The organism is Cupriavidus pampae (assembly GCF_914271485.1).
Taxonomy (GTDB): Bacteria; Pseudomonadota; Gammaproteobacteria; order Burkholderiales; family Burkholderiaceae; genus Cupriavidus; species Cupriavidus pampae.
On the sequence record NZ_CAJZAG010000001.1, the window covers coordinates 399,817 to 418,565 of the forward strand.

At 64.2% G+C, this 18,749-nt stretch carries 16 protein-coding genes; 7 read left to right on the forward strand and 9 right to left on the reverse strand.

All coding sequences use genetic code 11. From position 1 onward, the window contains the following. Positions 1 to 114: 114 nt before the first annotated feature. Positions 115 to 1,263: an oxidoreductase gene (locus tag LDO41_RS01765; RefSeq protein ID WP_377741170.1), complete on the reverse strand. Its 1,149-nt coding sequence runs from the start codon at positions 1,261 to 1,263 to the stop codon at positions 115 to 117. 235 nt (positions 1,264 to 1,498) lie between these two features. After that, positions 1,499 to 2,935 carry an ATP-binding protein gene (locus LDO41_RS01770; protein ID WP_223981086.1) on the reverse strand — a complete coding sequence of 479 codons (1,437 nt, stop codon included), beginning with the start codon at positions 2,933 to 2,935 and terminating at the stop codon, positions 1,499 to 1,501. 281 nt (positions 2,936 to 3,216) lie between these two features. On the opposite strand from LDO41_RS01770, the gene LDO41_RS01775 reads away from it, so the two are divergent. Together LDO41_RS01775 and LDO41_RS01780 are read left to right on the forward strand one after the other, a co-directional pair. Beyond that, positions 3,217 to 4,230, forward strand: a complete 1,014-nt coding sequence (locus LDO41_RS01775; protein WP_223981089.1) for an aldo/keto reductase — start codon at positions 3,217 to 3,219, stop codon at positions 4,228 to 4,230. Between the two features lie 50 nt (positions 4,231 to 4,280). Continuing rightward, positions 4,281 to 4,709 (forward strand): SRPBCC family protein, encoded by a 429-nt coding sequence (locus tag LDO41_RS01780; RefSeq protein WP_223981092.1) that lies wholly within the window; start codon positions 4,281 to 4,283, stop codon positions 4,707 to 4,709. A 65-nt stretch (positions 4,710 to 4,774) separates the two neighbouring features. On the opposite strand, the gene LDO41_RS01785 is transcribed toward LDO41_RS01780, so the two are convergent. Both LDO41_RS01785 and LDO41_RS01790 read right to left on the reverse strand, forming a co-directional pair. Next, positions 4,775 to 5,101, reverse strand: a complete 327-nt coding sequence (locus LDO41_RS01785) for a hypothetical protein (protein ID WP_223981094.1) — start codon at positions 5,099 to 5,101, stop codon at positions 4,775 to 4,777. Positions 5,102 to 5,169: 68 nt separating this feature from the next. Then, positions 5,170 to 7,491, reverse strand: a complete 2,322-nt coding sequence (locus LDO41_RS01790) for an FdhF/YdeP family oxidoreductase (protein WP_223981096.1) — start codon at positions 7,489 to 7,491, stop codon at positions 5,170 to 5,172. Positions 7,492 to 7,830: 339 nt separating this feature from the next. Here LDO41_RS01790 and hmpA point away from each other — a divergent pair, with 339 nt between their 5' ends. Next, positions 7,831 to 9,018, forward strand: a complete 1,188-nt coding sequence (gene hmpA, locus LDO41_RS01795) for an NO-inducible flavohemoprotein (protein WP_223981098.1) — start codon at positions 7,831 to 7,833, stop codon at positions 9,016 to 9,018. An 8-nt stretch (positions 9,019 to 9,026) separates the two neighbouring features. Here the strand turns inward: hmpA and LDO41_RS01800 are convergent, their stop codons facing one another. Then, positions 9,027 to 9,965, reverse strand: a complete 939-nt coding sequence (locus tag LDO41_RS01800; RefSeq protein ID WP_223981100.1) for an AEC family transporter — start codon at positions 9,963 to 9,965, stop codon at positions 9,027 to 9,029. Positions 9,966 to 9,990: 25 nt separating this feature from the next. After that, the gene (locus tag LDO41_RS01805; RefSeq protein WP_223981102.1) at positions 9,991 to 11,094 is read right to left on the reverse strand and encodes a mandelate racemase/muconate lactonizing enzyme family protein; all 1,104 of its coding nucleotides are present in this window, start codon (positions 11,092 to 11,094) and stop codon (positions 9,991 to 9,993) included. Between the two features lie 270 nt (positions 11,095 to 11,364). Between LDO41_RS01805 and LDO41_RS01810 the strand changes: the two genes are divergently transcribed. The 3 genes from LDO41_RS01810 (at position 11,365) to LDO41_RS01820 (ending at position 13,725) form a co-directional block, all read left to right on the forward strand. Then, positions 11,365 to 11,853, forward strand: coding sequence for a cupin domain-containing protein (locus LDO41_RS01810; RefSeq protein ID WP_223981104.1), 489 nt, complete (start codon positions 11,365 to 11,367; stop codon positions 11,851 to 11,853). Between the two features lie 15 nt (positions 11,854 to 11,868). Next, positions 11,869 to 12,537: a DsbA family protein gene (locus tag LDO41_RS01815; protein WP_223981106.1), complete on the forward strand. Its 669-nt coding sequence runs from the start codon at positions 11,869 to 11,871 to the stop codon at positions 12,535 to 12,537. 207 nt (positions 12,538 to 12,744) lie between these two features. Further along, entirely contained in the window at positions 12,745 to 13,725 is a 981-nt protein-coding gene (locus LDO41_RS01820) for an aldo/keto reductase (protein ID WP_223981109.1), read from the forward strand. A 266-nt stretch (positions 13,726 to 13,991) separates the two neighbouring features. Here the strand turns inward: LDO41_RS01820 and LDO41_RS01825 are convergent, their stop codons facing one another. The 3 genes from LDO41_RS01825 to LDO41_RS01835 all read right to left on the reverse strand — a co-directional run bounded on the left by LDO41_RS01825 (position 13,992) and on the right by LDO41_RS01835 (position 17,796). Next, positions 13,992 to 15,293 carry an Nramp family divalent metal transporter gene (locus LDO41_RS01825; protein WP_223981112.1) on the reverse strand — a complete coding sequence of 434 codons (1,302 nt, stop codon included), beginning with the start codon at positions 15,291 to 15,293 and terminating at the stop codon, positions 13,992 to 13,994. A gap of 160 nt (positions 15,294 to 15,453) precedes the next feature. After that, on the reverse strand, positions 15,454 to 16,707 hold the full coding sequence (locus LDO41_RS01830) for a cupin domain-containing protein (RefSeq protein ID WP_223981116.1): 1,254 nt from the start codon (positions 16,705 to 16,707) through the stop codon (positions 15,454 to 15,456). 201 nt (positions 16,708 to 16,908) lie between these two features. Then, complete coding sequence (locus LDO41_RS01835) at positions 16,909 to 17,796, reverse strand: LysR family transcriptional regulator (RefSeq protein WP_223981119.1); 888 nt, start codon at positions 17,794 to 17,796, stop codon at positions 16,909 to 16,911. 125 nt (positions 17,797 to 17,921) lie between these two features. Between LDO41_RS01835 and LDO41_RS01840 the strand changes: the two genes are divergently transcribed. Then, positions 17,922 to 18,710 (forward strand): citryl-CoA lyase, encoded by a 789-nt coding sequence (locus LDO41_RS01840; protein WP_223981122.1) that lies wholly within the window; start codon positions 17,922 to 17,924, stop codon positions 18,708 to 18,710. Positions 18,711 to 18,749 lie beyond the last annotated feature (39 nt).

Genomic DNA, 18,749 nt, shown 5'->3' on the forward strand with positions numbered 1-18,749 from the left:
CGAGACAGTGATGGTCTGTCAACGCCACGCGGGGCAGCGCGAGCATCCTCGCAGTATAGGAGAACGGTGCTACGGCAGTATCTGAGGTGTACGTCGCGCAGGGGGGCGTAATCGCTAATCAGCCTGCCATGACCAGCCACTGCCCTGACCGCCATCTTGCCCTCGTGCCCAGGGATGCGCCGCCTGCGCGCGGCCGCACAGTTGCACACCCGCATGGCGCGGCCAGTAGGGGTCGTCGAGGATAGCCTGATCGATGGCCACGAGGTCGGCATCGCCGGTGCCGATGATCGCCTCGGCTTGCTCGAACCCCGTGATCGATCCGGTCGCGATCACCGGCAGCCCGGTTTCCTGCTTGAGCGCGCGCGCCAGCGGCACCAGATAGCCCGCGCCGTATGGCACGTCCTCAGCCGCGAGCAGGCCCCCCGCGCTGACGTAGATGACGTCGCAACCCTGCGCGGCCAGGCAGCGCACCAGCACGCTCGACTGCTCGACATCCCAGCCTTGCATGACCCAGTCGCACGCCGGGATGCGGCACGCCAGCGGCCGCCCGGGCGGCACCACCTCGCGTACCGCGGCAAATACCTCGAGCACAAAGCGCAACCGATTCTGCAACGTGCCGCCATAGAGGTCGTTACGCCGATTGGAGAGCGGCGACAGGAACTGGTGCAGCAGATGCCCACCAGCCGCGTCGAGATAGACGGCGTCGATGCCGATGCGAACGGCACGGCGCGCGGCGGCCACAAAGGCGTCGCGAATAGTCCGCATGTCCTGATGATCGAGGACTTCCGGCAGCACGTGACCGTGGTCGTACGCGAGTGCCGATGGCGCGAGGGTCTGCCAGCCGAGCGCCGCGGTGGGCGCGATCTGCGCGCCGCCGTTGGCGGGCAGATCGAGAGAACCCTTGCGTCCGGCATGACTCAGCAGAATACCGATCGGCATGTCCGACCAGCGCCGCAGGCTCTCCAGCGTGAGTCCCATGGCCGTTTCCGTCATGGCGTTCCACAGGCCCAGATCCGCATGGGTTGCGCGCCCGTCGGGCAGGACCGCGGTATGTTCGATCGACAGTAACGCCGCGCCCGACAGCGCCAGCCGTCCGAGGTGAATCAGATGCCAGTCGCTCATGCAACCGTCGATGGCGGCGTATTGCCGCATCGGCGCGATGACGATGCGATTGGTCAGTTCGAGACCGTCGACGATGACCGGGCGCAGCAGCCGCGGCCGGCGCGGCGCGCGACCACGCCGGCACGCGTGGCGCGGTGACATGACCGGTGCCATGGCAGGTGCGCGTACGTTGGCGGCAAGCGTGGATGCAGCGGCTGCGGGCAATCCGGCCGCGGGCACTCCATTACAAAGCTTGGCGGTCATTGGGACCCCTCGATTCATGGTCGGCTGTACGCTGGGCAGATTGCTGCCGCGATCACTTTCACCAGCCTAGGGGAGTGCACGGCACCGTATGGGTTAAACGTTGTGAATTACCGTGACGCCTCACTCATTGGGGTTACAGCCCGGGTTGTAGTCGAGTAGCCGCATACGTGCGCGTGGTGTCGAGCAGGCGCAGCGTGGTCTTGCCGTCGATGGCGCGCACCGCGATCAGCGACTTTTCGATGAGATCGGCGATGGACTGCGTGACCGCCATCGTGCCGCGCGTATCGCCCTCGTCCACCGCTGCCGCGACCGCCGCGTCGATCGTGAACTCGTCCGTAAAGGTGGAGAGGCGATGGAGCACCCTGCGGTCACTGGCAGGCAGCAGGTGGCAACTCCAGTCGAGCGTGGCTTCCACGGTCCCGTGCCGGGCCGGGGCATCGCGCCGCCCGCGCCACGACAGCATCAGCTGATTGCCGAGCAGCTCCGCCACACCGTCGATGCCATACAGCGCCACGCGACTGGCCACCAGTTCGATCGCCAGCGGGTTGCCATCGAGCCGGCGGCAGATGCCGGCGACGACCGCCGCGTGCCGGTCTGCCAGCGCGGCGTCGTAACCGCCTTCCATTGCCCGGTCCATAAACAGCTGGACCGACGGAAAGGCCATTGCCTGCTGCGCGGTCAGCGGTCCGGCAAGGGGCGGCAGACCCAGTGGCGGGATGGCATAGATACGTTCGCCGTTCACGCGTAGCGCCTCGCGGCTGGTGGCCACGATCCGCACCTCCGGGGCGCATAAGACAAGTTGTTCGACGAAGTGCGCGACGTCGTCGATGACGTGCTCGCAATTGTCGAGCACGAGCAGCATTCTGCGCGCTGCAATCGTTTTCAGCACCTGCCCCGTGAGGGCATCCCCGGTGTGCGTATCGATCTCGAGTCCGAACGCGCGGGCCAGCGTCTCGCCGAGTTGGGCACCTTGCTGCGGGCCATGCGCGACGGCACTGAAGTCCACGAAGCAGGTGGCACCGGCGAACTCGCGCATCGCATGGCACAGCAGGACGGCCAGCGTGGTCTTGCCCGCGCCGCCGGCACCCACGACTGTCACGACCCGCGCGCAGCGCAGCGCGCGTGAAAGCTCGCCAAGGTGCTCGCAACGGCCGATGGCCTGACTGAGCGGTGCCGGTGCCGCGCGCCAGAGGCCACAACGATGCGTGTCCGGGTTGGTGTCGTCGCAACCGCTGTCGTCAGGGCGCATGACGGGCAGGTTGGTGAGCGGTGCAACAAAGCAATAGCCGCGGCCCGACACGCTCGCGATGTATTGCGTACCGTTCTGGCCGCAGCCCAGCACGCGTCGCAGCTTGGCCATCTGCACGCGGACGTTGGATTCCTCCACCACGAGTTCGGGCCAGGCCAGCGCCATCAACTCGCGATGGGACAGCACCTCCCCCGGACGCTGGACCATGGCCACCAGCATGTCGAACGCGCGGCTGCCCATCGCTATCGCCGCGCCGGCACGTTCCAGAATGCGCGACTGCGTATAGAGTTGGAAGGGCCCAAACGAATAAGTCTCGCTCATTGATGATCCTGTACGGCTGGCCCGGGAGAAGTAGACAGAACGTTCCCGTCCTCTGGCTTTTGTTTTAAACGTAGCGGCCGCAAGACGTGGTTAAGCTGGGTTAATTTCAGTAAAAGGGATGCGGAAGACTGTCGGCTTCCAGAGTGTCGCCGCCACCGTTCACCACTGTTCACCAGCGTTAACGGGCGATCGCGACAGGGGCGTGCCACATTGAGATCGCACCGGCGGCAACACCGAGCCGGGCGCGCACTCATCGCAGCACATCCACCCTGGAGATTGAAATGAGCATCCGCGACACGTTACCCAATGGGCCGCTCGGCTTTGGCGCCGCTCCGCTCGGCAACATGTTCCGCCAGATTCCGGACGCCGAGGCCGAGGCGACCGTCGACGCGGCCTGGGAACTGGGGACACGGTATTACGATACGGCGCCGTTCTATGGCGCCGGGCTTTCCGAGATTCGCCTGGGGCAGGTGCTGTCGAAGCGCAAGCGCGACGAGTACGTGCTCAGCACCAAGGTCGGCCGGCTGATCCTCGACGAAGTCGAGACCGGCAAGCGCGAGTTTGGCGAGAAGGGCGGGCTATTCGAACATGGCCGTCCCAACAAGATCGTCTACGACTACACCGAAAGCGGCGCAATGAAGTCGATCGAGGACAGCCTCAAGCGCATGGGCGTCGATCGGCTCGACTATGTCTGGATTCACGACATCGCCAAGGACTTCCATGGCGATGGCTGGCTGCAGCAGTTCGAGACCGCCCGCACCGGCGCGTTCCGCGCGCTCAGCAAGTTGCAGGAGCAGGGCGTGATCAAGGCGTGGGGGCTCGGGGTCAATCGCGTCGAACCGTGCGAACTCGCGGTCGATCTCGAGGAACATCGGCCGACCGCGTTGCTGGTGGCCGGCCGCTATTCGCTGCTCGATCATGCCTCGGCGTTGCAACGGCTGATGCCGGCGTGCGAGGCAAAGAAGGTGGAGGTGGTGGTCGGCGGCCCATACAGCTCGGGCGTGCTGGCCGGCGGTACGCACTTCGAGTATCAGAAGGCCTCGCCCGAAATCCTCGCCAGGGTGGAACGCATCCGCGCGCTCGCGGACCAATACAAGGTACCGATCAAGGCGGCGGCGCTGCAGTTCTCGCTCGCGCATCCGGCCTCGGTGGCGGTGATTCCGGGCGCCAGCAAACCAGAGCGCATCGCCGAGGATCATGCGGCGTTGAAAGCGGTCATCCCGGCGGAATTCTGGCGCGATCTGCGCAGCCAGGGTCTGGTGTCGCCGGAAGCGCCGTTGCCGATCGATCGCTGATCCTCAACCCGAACGAACGTCCGAACGTCTGAACCTCATGGAGAGATGACATGGCCAAAGCATCGACGAGTATCGAGGTCGCGGTAGCACCCGATGCCGTCTGGAACCTGATCGGTGGATTCGATTCGCTGCCCGACTGGCTGCCGTATATCCCGAAGAGCGAGCTCTCGGAGGGTGGACGCGTGCGCCACCTTGCCAATCCGGATGGCGATCCGATCGTCGAGCGGCTGATCGCGTTCGACGAGAAGCAGCGCACCTACAGCTACGCCATCCTGAAGGCGCCGTTTCCCGTGACCAACTACCTCTCGACGCTGCGCGTCGTCGCCGTCGATAGCGGCAGGAAGTCGCGGGTGGAATGGTCGGGCGAGTTCACGCCGAACCCAGGCGTGACCGATCAACAGGCGAGCGCCATCTTCCAGAAGATCTACGAAGATGGTCTGGAGGCGCTGGGGAAAGGGCTGGCCTCAAAAGCCGCCTGATACCGCCGCCATCGAGCGCAATCGAGTGTTGCCCCGCAGCGTCACCCCAGTGACGCTGCACAGCCTTACTGCGACTTCGTGCCCGCGTCGCTCATCGGCTTGGCCATCGGCTTTTTCTGTGGCTTTGTCTTCTTGGTAGCCTTCGCGTTGTCGTCCACGAGTGCGCTGCCCGTACCTTGCCTGGCACCCTGCGTGTACGGATCGAACTTGTCGCCGGCGCGGTTTGCGTCCGGGGTGTAGCCGTCCCGGTTGCTGATGCGCTCCGGATCGTTGCCCGTGGCGGCGCCGCTACCAGAACGGTTGTATCGGTCCTGCGGCGTGCCGGCGAACGCGGCCCCGGCGGCCCCCGCGGTGAGCGCTACGACTGCCGCCAGCGTAATGAGAGTTTTCATATCAAGGCTCCTGCCAGTTGAGGTTGTGCGCCGCTTCCCGAGTGAACGAGCGGCGGCGCTAGTGGGAATCAGGCCGCTACCCGTTCGACGGGCGCCGCGGTCCGGTGCAGCAGTACAGGGATCGACTTCGATGTCGGCGTATTGCAGACGTCCGCGACGCTGTCGAGCGGCACCAGTGGATTCGTTTCTGGATAGTAGGCGCCAATGCAGCCACGTGGAATGTTGTATTCCACGAGCAGAAAGCCTGGCGCGCGCCGCTCGACGCCGTCATCCCACACAGTGGTGAGATCGACCCATTCCCCGGCTTTGAAGCCGAGCATCGCCAGGTCGTCGCGGTTGATAAACACCACCCGGCGCTGGCCGAACACGCCGCGATAGCGATCGTCGAGCGCATAGATGGTGGTGTTGTACTGATCGTGCGAACGCGTGGTCATGAGCACCATCGCGCGCTCGCCAAAGCGGGCCTGCGCGCGCCGGATCGGTGTGTCCACCACCAGCGGATTGACGAGGAACTCGGCCTTGCCAGACGCGGTATCCCATTCGCGCTCGCGTGCCGCAATGCGCATATGGAAACCACCCGGATGGGCGATGCGCGCGTTGTACTGTTCGAAGCCTTCGACCACGGCCTCGATCTTGTCGCGGATGCGGCTGTAGTCCTGCGCATACCAGCGCCACGGAATGTTGTCCTCGCCAAGCGTCGCGTTGGCCATGTTCGCGACGATCGCGGTCTCGGACATCAGCGCGGGCGTGGCGGGTTGCTTCATGCCATACGAGATATGCACCATGGCGACCGAGTCTTCCACGGTCACGCCCTGTGCGACGCCACCCTGCATGTCGATCTCGGTGCGGCCGAGTGTCGGCAGGATCAGCGCGGCCTTGCCGTGAATCAGGTGGCTGCGATTGAGCTTGGTGGCGATATGCACCGTCAGGTCGCACGAGCGCAGCGCATCCCACGTAATCTCGGAATCGGGCGAGGCCATCGCGAAGTTGCCGCCCAGCGCAATAAACACCTTGACCTTGCCGGCGCGCATTGCCTCGATGGACTCCACCACGTCGTAACCATGCTCGCGTGGCGGTTCAAAGCCAAACACGCTGCCGAGCCGATCGAGGAACGCCTGCGTCGGCTTCTCCTCGATGCCGACCGTGCGATTGCCCTGCACGTTCGAATGCCCCCGAATGGGGCACAGGCCAGCACCTTCGCGGCCGATATTGCCGCGCATCATCATCAGGTTGGCCAGCAACTGGATGGTCTGCACGGAATGCTTGTGCTGGGTCAGGCCCATGCCCCAGGTGCAGATCACGCGTTTGCCGCGCACGTAGATCAGCGCGAGCCCCTCGATTTCCTCGCGCGGCACCCCGGACTCGGTCTCGATGGTCTCCCACGCTTCCTTGCGCAGATCGTCAGCGAATGCCTCAAAGCCATTGGTGTGGCTGGCGATGAAGTCGAGGTCCAGTACGCGTTCACGATTGGCCGCCACCGCTTCGTCATCGAGCTCCAGCACGCGCTTGGCCACGCCCTTGATCAAGGCAAAATCGCCGCCGAGCTTCGGTTGCACAAAAACGGAGCAGATATTGGTGCTGGACATCGTCAGCATCTCGACCGGGCTCTGCGGATTGGTAAAGCGCTCGAGCCCGCGCTCGCGCAGCGGATTGATCGATACCAGCGTCGCGCCGCGCTTCGCGCATTCGCGCAGTTCCCCGAGCATGCGCGGATGGTTCGTGGCCGGATTCTGGCCGAACAGCAGCAGCGTATCGGCAGTCTCGAAGTCTTGCAGCGTCACCGTGCCTTTGCCCACGCCCACCGCGAACGGCAGCCCGCGGCTGGTCGCCTCGTGGCACATGTTGGAACAATCGGGGAAATTGTTGGTGCCGTACGCGCGCGCGAACAACTGATAGAGAAACGCGGCTTCGTTGCTCGCGCGGCCGGACGTATAGAACGCTGCCTGATCGGGCGACGGAAGGCTGCGCAGCTGCTCGCCGATCAGCGCGAACGCGGCGTCCCATGCAATCGGGCGATAGGTGTCGGTCTGCGGATCGTAGACCATCGGCTCCGATAGCCGCCCGTGCTGCTCGAGCTCGAAATCGGTCTGCTTCATCAGCGCCTCGACGGTGTTGGCCGCGAGGAATTCCGGCGTCACGCGTTTGCTCGTGGTCTCCGCCGCCACGGCCTTGACCCCGTTCTCGCAGAACTCGAACGTCGACGCATGCTCGCGATCGGGCCACGCGCAGCCCGGACAGTCGAAGCCGTTGGGCTGGTTCTGATAGAACAGCGCACGGTAGTTCAGACCGTTGACGCGCTCGCGCAGCAGGCTGAGCGCAACATATTTGATGGCACCCCAGCCCGCGGCGGCGTGGGTGTAGGGGGCAATGCGCGGCTTTTCCTGACTCATTTCTGCGCTCCGGGGACGTGGGGTCGGCGGGCTTGCGCCAGCACATGTGGCTCATCATGCGACCGACATGCCGCCTGCCCTGTCACACAGTCGTGCGCGGTTTCAAGATCGCACGCTTTCAAGCGACGGCGTAGCTGACGCGTCCCTGCCTTCAGACAACATAGAGCAGCCATGCAGCGGCCGCGAGGCCGCTTTGCATCATTTCACGGTACTTAACCGATGGCAGCGATCGGTTGACGTGCCGGTTGACGTGCCCGCTGCCATGCGCGTTGCCATGCCCGGCTTTGCGGCCTACGCTGAGTACGCCAACCATGGCGTCCCCAGAACAGGAAGAACGACATGCTATCGACCGAACACAAGCAAATCGTCACGTCCACCGTCCCGCTGCTCGAAGCAGGCGGGGAGGCGCTGACCTCTTACTTCTATGACCTGCTGCTGAAGGAACGCGCTGACCTGCGTGGCATGTTCAACAGCGCGCATCAGGCCAGCGGCGCACAGGCGCGCGCACTGGCGGGCGGGGTGCTCATGTATGCGAAACATATCGATCAGCTCGACGCGCTGGGCGAACTGGCCGGGCGCGTCGTCAACAAGCACGTGTCGCTGCAGGTGCAGCCCGAACACTATCCGATCATTGGCGAATACCTGTTGCGCTCGATCCGGGAGGTGCTCGGGTCCGAAGTGGCCACGCCGGTCGTGCTCGAAGCATGGGGTGCCGCGTACGGTCAGCTTGCCGACATGCTGATCGCGGCCGAGCAGGACATGTATGGCAGCCAGGCCGCGACGGTGGGCGGATGGCGCGGCTTCCGCACCTTTCGTGTGGCGGAGCGCGTGGTGGAGTCCGCGGAGATCGTCTCGTTCTATCTGGAGCCGACCGATGGCGGGCCGGTCATGGTCAACGCGCCGGGGCAGTACATCGCGATACAGGTCGTCGTCGATGGCGCGCCGCTGCGTCGCAACTATTCGCTATCGGCCATCTCCGACGGCAAGCGCTACCGCATCAGCGTCAAGCGCGATCCCGGTGGCGTGGTCTCGGGATTCCTGCATGAGCACGCGAAGGTTGGCGATACCGTCGAGTTGACCGCACCGGCCGGCGTGTTCCAGCTGGTGGAGGGCACGCGCCCGCTGGTGCTGATCGGCGGCGGCGTCGGGCAGACGCCGCTGATGGCGATGCTCGAGGCCGCCACGCACCATGGCGCGCGCGATATCTATTACGTGCACTTTGCGCGTAACCCGGCGGTGCAGGCGTTTCGCGCGCGGGTGGAAGAGCTGGCGGCCGCGTGTCCGCGCGTGAAGTTTGCGCTGTTCTACGACGAGGATCCGTCGGTACCGGGCGGGCTTGCACCGGGGCGCGTATCGCGCGAGCTATTGGCAAGCGCGCTGCCGGCCGAGCGCGATGTGGATGTCTATATCGTGGGGCCGGCACCGTTCATGACCAGCGTGATCAAACTGCTGGTGGAACTCGGCGTGCCGGCGGACCGTTGCAATACCGAGTTCTTCGGGCCGCATCAGGAGATGGCGCTGAATTGAGCGCCGGCTTATGCAGCCAGTCCGTTGCCGATCAGCCAGATCGCAATCGGAAACGTGACCAGCGACGCCACGGTGCTGGCCAGGATCGTGGTGGCGGCCTCGCTGCGATAGGCGTTGGCCTCGTTGGCGAACATCGCGGCGATAGTCGCCGAGGGCAGGGCGGTCAGCAGGATCATCTGCTGCGCATACACGCCCCTGACTGACAGCAGTATCGTCGCGGCGATCATCAGCGCGGGGTGGGCGAACAGCTTGAGGCCCATGTTGGCCCATACCTCCCGCGAGAGGTTCAGGCGCACCGACGACATGATCAGGCCGAGGGCGAACAGCGACACGCCCGGCGTGGCCTTGCCGATCAGGTTCAGCGATTCGGCGGCCAGTGGCGGCAGCTTGATCTGCAGCAGCGACATGGCGATGCCGATGGCCGGTGCCCACAGCAGCGGGCGGCGCACCGCGCTTAGTACGCTGTCGGCGAAGGCCCGCGCACCGCCACCGTTACCAGCGGCGATGGTCAGCAGCGTGGTCGTCAGCGGAATCATCACGAGGCTCGCCACGATGTTCAGCACGAGCACCGAGTAGAGGCTGGACGGCCCGAACATCGCGCCGAGAATCGGAATGCCCATGAACGCGGCATCCGGAAAGCCGACCACGAAGCCCTTGAGCGTGGCAGCCTTCAGTTCGCGGTGGCGCAGCCAGCCGATCACGAAGGTAATGCCGTACATGCCCATCAGGCCGATAAACGTGGCGATGACGAAACGATAGTCGAGCAGTTGCGCGCGCGGCGTGCTGGCCATGCCGGCCAGCAGCAGCGCTGGGAAGATGTAGTTCAGCACCAGTTTGCTGATAAGCAGACTGTCCGTGTGGGTGAGCTTGCCGCGCTTGCCGGCAACGAAGCCGAGCACGATGACGAAGGCCACAGGTACCAGTGGTCCTGCAATATGTTCCAGCATGATGGTCTCCTCCGGGAGGATGGGTTCAGGCAATCCGATAATCGCGGATCACCTCGGGTATCGGCTCGAGACCAAGGCCCGGACCTTGCGGTACGTCAATGGCACCCTGCCGCGGCAGGATCGCGTCGCCGTACAGTTGCGCTTCCATGTCGAAGTAGCGCCATTCGACGATGGCATTGCGGCCACCCAATGCGGCGCTGGCATGCACGCTCGCGAGTAGCCCGGGGCCGTCGTAGAACGTGTGCACCATGACTGTGGTGTTGTGGGCCGCGGCCAGCGCATAGATCTTGCGCAGCTCGGTGATGCCACCCATCTTCGCGGGGCTCGGCTGGACGAAGTCGACCGCGCCCGCCGCCAGCAGATGCTGGAAGTCCATCAACGTCGAGGCGTTCTCGCCGGCCGCGACCGGGATGCCGCCGTCGCGCCGTACCTGCGCGAGGCCCGCGTAATTCTCGGGCGGCCACACCGGCTCTTCGAGCCAGCGCAGGTTGTAAGGGCGCAGCTTCTCCGCCATGTCCAATGCCTCGCGCACGGACCACGGCGCATTGACGTCGAGCGTGATCTCGATATCGTCACCGGCCGCTTCCCGCGCGGCGCGCACCGCGGGCACTTCGATCTCGTGCAGCTTCAGATGGCGGAATCCGTCGCGGATCGCGCGCTGCACGTTGATGCGCACGAGCTCGGGATCCGTGTAGCGGCTCAGGCTTGCGTAAGCACGCAGCGAGGTGGCGTCGGTGCCGCCGAGCAGCTGATGCACAGGCTGGCCGGCCGACTTGCCCGCGATATCCCACAGCGCGATATCGATCGCGGACAGGCTGTGCAGGAACGCGCCGCTGCGGCCGAATACGTGGAACTTCTTCTGCATCTCGACCATGATCCGCTCGATCTGGGTGGCATCGCGGCCAACCAATTCGGGCTTGAGGATGGTGTCGATAACGATGCGCGCCGGGGCCACCGTATGGAAGCCGAACGTTTCGCCCCAGCCGACCAGACCGGTATCGGTGGTCACCTTGACCACCAGCGAATCGGCGGTCTGCAGGCCGCGCTTGCCCCACACGGCGTCGTCCGACTTGCCGCCCGCGCTGAACGGAATGCGTAGAGGGATGGTTTCGATGTCTGCGATGTTCATGATCTCGTTCTCCTGATGTCCGGTGGCCCATGGCCGGGCCGCTGCTTGACGTCCAATTTAGGCGGGGACGCCCTGGCTTTGCAGGGGACATAGGACGAATGAGAATTGCACGATAGGAACAAGTGCGGCGGAATCAAGCCCCGCGACTTGTTCCGCCGCGTATCAATTCATGTTCTGCCGCATCCATTTATCCGCGCGGTCGCCGTACCTATAGTTCGAGCCACACGGAACCGATGCGAAAGCATCTCGAGAGGCACGATCATGAACAGCATGGCATTGCGAATTGGAATGTGGGCCGGACTGATGGCCGGACTTGTCGGGGCGATCCCCAGTCACGCGCACGCGGCGGGTTTGTCGCCGAAGCAGAACGGCGCGATCCGGCAGGAAGATATCAAGTGGTCGTCGTTTCCGGCGTTCCCGAAACGGGCTCAGCTATCCGTGCTGGTGGGCGACCCCACGCAGGCCGGGCCCTATGTCGTACGCGTCAGCGTGCCGGCCGGTGTGAAGCTCATGCCGCATGTGCATCCGGAAGACCGCATCTACACCGTGATCTCGGGCGTCTTCTATATCGGCCTCGGCGACGAGTTCGATCCGCAGAAGCTGGTCGCTTACGGCCCCGGCAGTGTAATCGTGCTGCCGGGCGGCACGCCACATTTCCACTGGGCACGCTCGGGCGGCTATGTGACGCAGGTCACCGGCTATGGCCCGCTGGGCATCGACTACGTGCATGCCGACGACGATCCCCGTAATCAACATTAATCGCAAAGCAGGACTATGGAACTCGAACTGATCTACATCGGCGACCCGATGTGCTCGTGGTGCTACGGCTTCGGCAAGGAGATGACGGCACTGCGCGCGGCACTGAGCGAGCGCTATCCCGAGATGCCCCTGCGCATTCTGGTTGGCGGCATCCGCGCCGGTGCCACCGATGTGCTGGACGACGCGGGCAAGCGTTTTCGGCTTCAACACTGGGCGCGCGTGGAGCAGGCCAGCGGCCTGCCGTTCAATCGCGAGGCGTTTCTGGCGCGCACCGGCTTTGTCTATGACACCGAGCCGATCTGCCGCGCGGTGGTCACCGCGCGTGGGTTGGTGCCCGACGCGGATCTGCTGAGCGTGTTCCGCGCGCTCCAGCATGCGTTCTACGTCGATGGACTCGATACGACCGACGGCAAGGTGCTGGCCGGGGTGGCGACGCAGGCGTTGGCGCGGCAGGGCCGTGACGTGACGGCCGAGGCGTTCCTCGCCGCGTGGAACAGCCAGGCCGTGATCGACGAGACCGCGCAGGATTTCCGCACGGTGCGCCAGTGGGGCGTCAACAGTTTCCCTGTGGTCGTGCTGCGCGCGGGCGACAACCTCTATCAGGTTGCCGCGGGCTATACGCCGGCCGATGCACTGGCCAATCAGTTCGAGCAGGTCCTGAAAGGCGCGCGCGCCGGCGCCTGACGGTTGTATCCGGGCCCGGCCGCCGATCTTGCAGCCGGGTCGCATAACGCTTTCGCGTTTTGCCGCATGATCTTTCCGTATGGAACGAAATATGATGTGATTGGCCGCTGTTTTGCCTGATCGCCTTGCGTAATTGCCTTTCAAAATCGCCTTGCGAAAATGCACTGCGGCGTTCCCTCGGACGATTTCGACTGTTTGGAGAGCGTAATGAAATACCGCAAGCTTGGCAGGACCGGGCTCGACGTTTCCGCCCTGTGCCTCGGCTGCATGACCTATGGCGTGCCCGAGCGCGGCACGCATCTGTGGACGCTGAATGAAGAGCAAAGCCGCCCGCTGATCCGCCAGGCCGTGGAGGCGGGTATCAATTTCTTCGATACCGCCAATGTGTATTCGGACGGCACCTCGGAGGAAATCGTCGGCCGCGCGCTCAAGGACTTCACGCGCCGCGACGAGGTGGTCATCGCCACCAAGGTCAACGGACGCATGCACAAGGGGCCGAATGGGGCCGGGCTGAGCCGCAAGGCGATCCTGCAGGAAGCCGACAACTCGCTGCGCCGCCTTGGCGTCGATTACATCGACCTGTACCAGATTCACCGCTTCGACTACGCGGTGCCGATCGAGGAAACGCTGGAAGCGCTGCACGACCTCGTCAAGGCCGGCAAGGTACGCTACATCGGCGCGTCGTCGATGTTCGCATGGCAGTTCGCGACGATGCTGCATGTGGCCAAGGCCAACGGCTGGACGCGCTTCTCGACCATGCAGAACTACGTGAACCTGCTGTACCGCGAGGAAGAGCGCGAAATGCTGCCGCTGTGTCAGGCGGAAGGCATCGGCGTAATCCCATGGAGCCCCCTCGCGCGCGGCCGCCTGACCCGCCCGTGGGACGAACAGACCAGCCGCGCCGAGACCGACGAGTTCGGCAAGACCCTCTACGCCGAAACCGCTGACGCCGACCGCAAGGTCGTGGAAGCGGTAGCCCAGGTCGCCAAGACCCGCGGCGTACCTCCGGCGCAGGTAGCACTGGCATGGGTACTGGCCAAGAACGTGATCTCCGCCCCCATCATCGGCGCCTCCCGTCCCGGCCACCTGACCGACGCCGTCGCCGCATTAGAGCTGACCCTGACCACTGAGGAAATTGCCAAGCTGGAAGCCCCATACGTCCCGCACGCGGTCGTGGGTTTCTCCTGACGCGCATCAACGCGCCGAGCCGTTAGCTTCTCGGACGCATCAACCGCCAACGGTTTGCTCGCCCTGCGGGGAGAGCGCCGGCGCATCAACCGCCAACGGTTTGCTCTCCCAGCGGGAGAGCGCCGGCGCATCAATCGCCAATGGTTTGCTCCCCTCTCCCCAGCGGGGAGAGGGGCCGGGGGAGAGGGGAGATAACAACTTTCCTATTGTGTTCTCCCCTCTCCCCCGGGGAGAGGGGCCGGGGGTGAGGGCACACGACGCCTCAATCAAACCACCGCCTGCCAAATCAGCAAAATATTCAAACCAACAATCAACACCGCCGCCGCCGAAGCCCCCACCAACACCCCACGCTTCAACGCAAACTCCCCCATCACCGCGCGCCGCGAGCCCAACACCAAAAGCGCCACCATCGGCAACGGCAACGCCATACTCAACACCACCTGACTCGCAATCATCGCCTTGGTGACATTGCACCCCAGCGCCACAATCGCAAACGCCGGCGCGATCGTAACAATCCGCCGCACAGCCAGCGGAATCCGCACCCGCACAAAACCCTGCATGATGATCTGCCCAGCCATCGTGCCAACGACCGAACTAGACACCCCCGAAGCCAGCAATCCAACCAGAAAAATCACCGCCGCCCCACCACCAAGAATAGGAATCAACGTGTGATACGCCACGCCGATATCGTCAATCGCCGGCGCGGTCTTGTGAAACACCGTAGCCGCCATCACCACCATCGCCATATTCACCAGCGCCGCAGCCCCCAACGCCAACACCACCTCGCGATTGGAAAACGCAATCAGCCGCCGCCGCTCGCCGACGTTAGCCGTCACCGCACGGTTTTGCGTCAGCCCCGAGTGAAGATAGAGCGTATGCGGCATGATCGTCGCGCCAACAATGCCCACTGCAAGCATCAACGCATCCTTGTCCCGCAAATGCGGCACCACCGAATGCACAGCCACCGCCGCCCAGTCCGGCGGCGCAATCATCAACTCGCACACGTAAGTGGCACCAATCACGGTAACCAATAGCGCAATCGCAATCTCGAGCGGCCGAAACCCCCGCGACTCCAGCGCCAGCAGCCCCCATGTCACCACAGCAACGATGCCCATCGCCGCCAGCATCGGCAGATGGCACAACAGCGAAAGCGCAAGCGCACCACCGAGAAACTCTGCAAGGTCCGTGGCGATCGCCGCGATCTCCGACGCGACCCACATCGCCAGCGATACCTGCCGCGGGAAGTGTTCACGACACAGCTCCGCGAGATTGGCCCCGGTGACAATGCCCACCTGCGCCGACAGCGCCTGAAAGAACATCGCAATCAGGCTCGACAACAGCACCACCCACAGCAGCTCGTAGCCATAGCGCGAGCCCGCCTCGATATTGGTGGCAAAGTTGCCGGGATCCATATACCCGACCGAAGCGATCAACGCCGGGCCGACAAACGGCAGAAACGCGCGCAACCCATTGCGACGCCCCTCGAGCGCCGCGCGCATCGAGCGCGACGTTCTTTCGGTGATAGAGAGCGGGGCGGCCTGCCCCAGGCTGGTACTGGTCGTCGTCATCGGTGGCACGGCATGTTCCCCCTGTCATGTGTGGCGCCTGCTTCTGCTTATGTGCGAACGGCGGCGACCCTTGCGAGAAAGATCGCCGCCGTCCGTGGTGATACGTACAAGCCAGTACGTACAAGCCAGTACGTACAAGCCAGTACGTACAAGCGATAGCTCACTCGGGCATGATGTCCGGGCGGCTGGTTGGGAACTGCGCCAGCGTCGCGGCATCGATGTTCAGCGTCTGCATGACCATCTCCGGCGGCGTATGTGCAAGCCAGTCGGACAGGCCCACTTCGGCGAAGTGATCGGCCTTGAACACCTCGACCATGATCAGGTCCGTATTGCCCACGTTCTGCACGTAGTGGCCCAACCCCTTCTTCACATAGCCGATATCGCCTGCGTTGAAATCGGCGGTCATCGCCTTGGGGCCGGTGTCGAATACGGTCATGCGACCCTTGCCCTTGATGTAGTACTGCCATTCATCCGCATTCGGGTGCCAGTGCAGTTCGCGCAGACCACCGGGCTTCACCGTGACCAGCGCGGCGGCAACGTTCTGCGAGATCTTGAAATTGCGGCTGTCGGCGATCTGCACCTGCCCACCGCGCGTCTTCTTCACGGGTACGGAATCGGACAGCGAGAACACCACCGGCAGCGCCGGCGGGCCCTTCTTCGAGGCAGAGGCGCGTTGCGCGGCGGCCAGCGGACCCGGCTCCTTGCCCTGGAAGATCCACAGATTATCGACGGGGATATTCTTGAACGCTTCCACCGGCACGCCAAAGTTGGCGGCCAGCACATCGGGCGGCGTATGCGCGATCCAGTCGGTCAGCAGCAGCGTGTTGAACTCGGACGCCATACCGTTATCGAACGCGATCAGAAACTCCGCGCCCGTGGTGCCAGCACCCTGCAGCGAGTGCGGCAGGCCCGGCGGGAAATACCAGAGGTCACCGGCCTTCACGTCCTGCACCGACGGACGGCCTTCTTCATCGAGCGTGGTAATGCGGCACTTGCCGTCGAGCATGATCGCCCACTCGGCCTGCTGGTGCCAGTGCATCTCGCGAATGCCACCAGCGGTCAGGCGCATATTCACGCCCGAGATATCTTTCGAGATCGCAAAGTCCTCCTGCGTGACCTCGCGCGCCCAGCCACCGTCCTGAATACGCTTGTGCGCATTGTTGAACGAGGCCCAGAACAGCGCCATGCCGTTGACGTCGGTCGGCGGCGCATTCTGGAACGAAGGGAACTGTTCTTCGAGCGCGGGGCTGTGCGGACCCGGATCGGTCAGGCCCTGCTTGTTGCGTGCATTGATCGCGCCTTCGGGCGGGCGGTCGGGATTGCCGAAGGAGGCCGCGTGCGCGGTGGCGGCTGCGGCGGCGAATGCGGTGGTCGCAGCGCCGATCATTACCTTGCGTCTGTTCAGATCAGTCATGTTGTTCTCGCTGGAGGAGGGATGAATTCGGACTCTTATCGGCAGTGATGAAGAGTTGAATTCAGTATTGGCGCGAGGCACTTTCGTCCGACTGACCGAACAATTACAAAACCGTCACTATGTGGCGCGCACTGAAAAGCTTTACGTGAATGCGGAAAAAAGCGGGCGACAATGCCCCTTCAGGTATCACTCGGGTATCTGTCAGGTAGCGATGTAACTCACCGCCACCTTGCGCAGCAGTGCACCAAACGCCGTTTCCAGCGGCGAGCGCGCGCGGTCATTGCTGTAGATCAGCCCCGTCGTGCGTGTCGGCCGCGGGCTTTCGAGCGGCACCGTCTTCAGCGGCGAGTCCGGCGTGAGCGCATAACGCGACAGGATGGTCGGCGCGCCGGTCTGGCGCACGAGGTTCAGCAATGATGGAATCGTGCCGGACTCGATGATCACGTTCGGTATCGTCCCCGCGGAGATCAACGCATCGTCGATGATTTGCCGCGTCTTGTAGCGCGTGGACAGCATCACCATGTCGCGGCCATGCAGCTCGATCATGCGCACGCGCTTGCGCCGCGCCAGCGCATGATCGGCCGGCAGAAACAGCACGAGCTCTTCGTCGCACAGCGGCTCGAACACCATGTCGTGCGCATCGGTGGGCTGATACGCGATGGCCAGGTCGATCTCGTCCGCGCGCAGCGCGCGAGTCATATCGGCGAGCGTCAGTTCCTCGATGGTCACGCGCACGTTCTCGTGCTGCTGCCGGAACAGCAATACCGTGCGCGGCACGATCGCGAGGTTGAACGTCTGCGACGTGGCAATGCGCAGATGTCCCGACAACGTGGCCGAGGCCTTCAGCAGCGCGGTACCGCTATCGAGCGTCTTCAGCGCCTCGATCACCCTCGGCAGAAACAGCATGCCCGCGGCGGTCAGGCTCACGCGCCGTTCGGTCCGTTCGAACAGCGCCATATCCAGTTCGTTCTCGAGTTGCTTGATCTGATGCGACAACGTCGGTTGCGTAACGTGAACCTGCGCGGCAGCCGCCGTGAAGTTCAGCCGCTCGGCGAGCGCGACGAAGTACCGCAGATGCCTCAGTTCCATGGTGGCTCCGGCTTGGTTTGGTTCTGGTTTGGCTATAGATCGTGTCGATGATTAACATACAAATAATCTACTTTGTCAATTCTGGTGGGCTCCTTAGAATCCGTTCAAACAAGACAGGAGGAGACATGAGAATCGGCAGGCAGGACGACCCGCATACCGCCATCTGCATGGCCGATGCGGACACCATCACGATCCGCGGCAAGGATCTGTGCGATGACCTCATCGGCAATATCGGCTTCGCGGACTTCTATGTGTTTCTGCTCACTGGCGCCACGCCCACGCCGGCACAGAGCCGGCTCGTCAACGCCGCGCTCGTGGCGATTGCCGAGCATGGCCTGACGCCGACCGTGCAGGCCGCCCGCATGACATACGACGCCGACCCGGCCGCGCTGCAGGGCGCCGTGGCCGCCGGCCTGCTCGGCGCGGGTACGGTGGTGATGGGCACCTCGGAGCTCTGCGGCCGCTTTCTGCATGACATCGTCACCACACACGCGGCATCGGGCGACACGCTCGACGCTGTGGTGCAGAGCAAGCTCGCGGCACGCAAGGCGGCCGGGCAGACCGTGCCTGGCTACGGCCATCCGCTACACGCCGGCGGCGATCCGCGCACCGCGCGGCTGCTTGCACTCGCTGAAGAACTGCAGGTTCAGGGCCCGTATCTCGACGCGCTGTTCGCGGTCGAGCGGCTGATCCCTTCGGTCTACGGCCGTCAGCTTCCGATCAATGCCTCGGGCTCGATTCCGGCCGTGCTGCTGCAGGGGGGCTTCCCGCTCGGCGCGCTCAAGGGCATCCCGATCCTCGCCCGCACGGCCGGGCTGCTCGCCCATCTGTTCGAGGAATCGACCCGGCCCATTGGCTTCCTGATGGCGGACTACGCCGATCGGGCGATTGCCTACGACGGTCCCGCACGCTAGCGTCAAGAACATATGCAGTGGGTGCAACGACGCCCACGC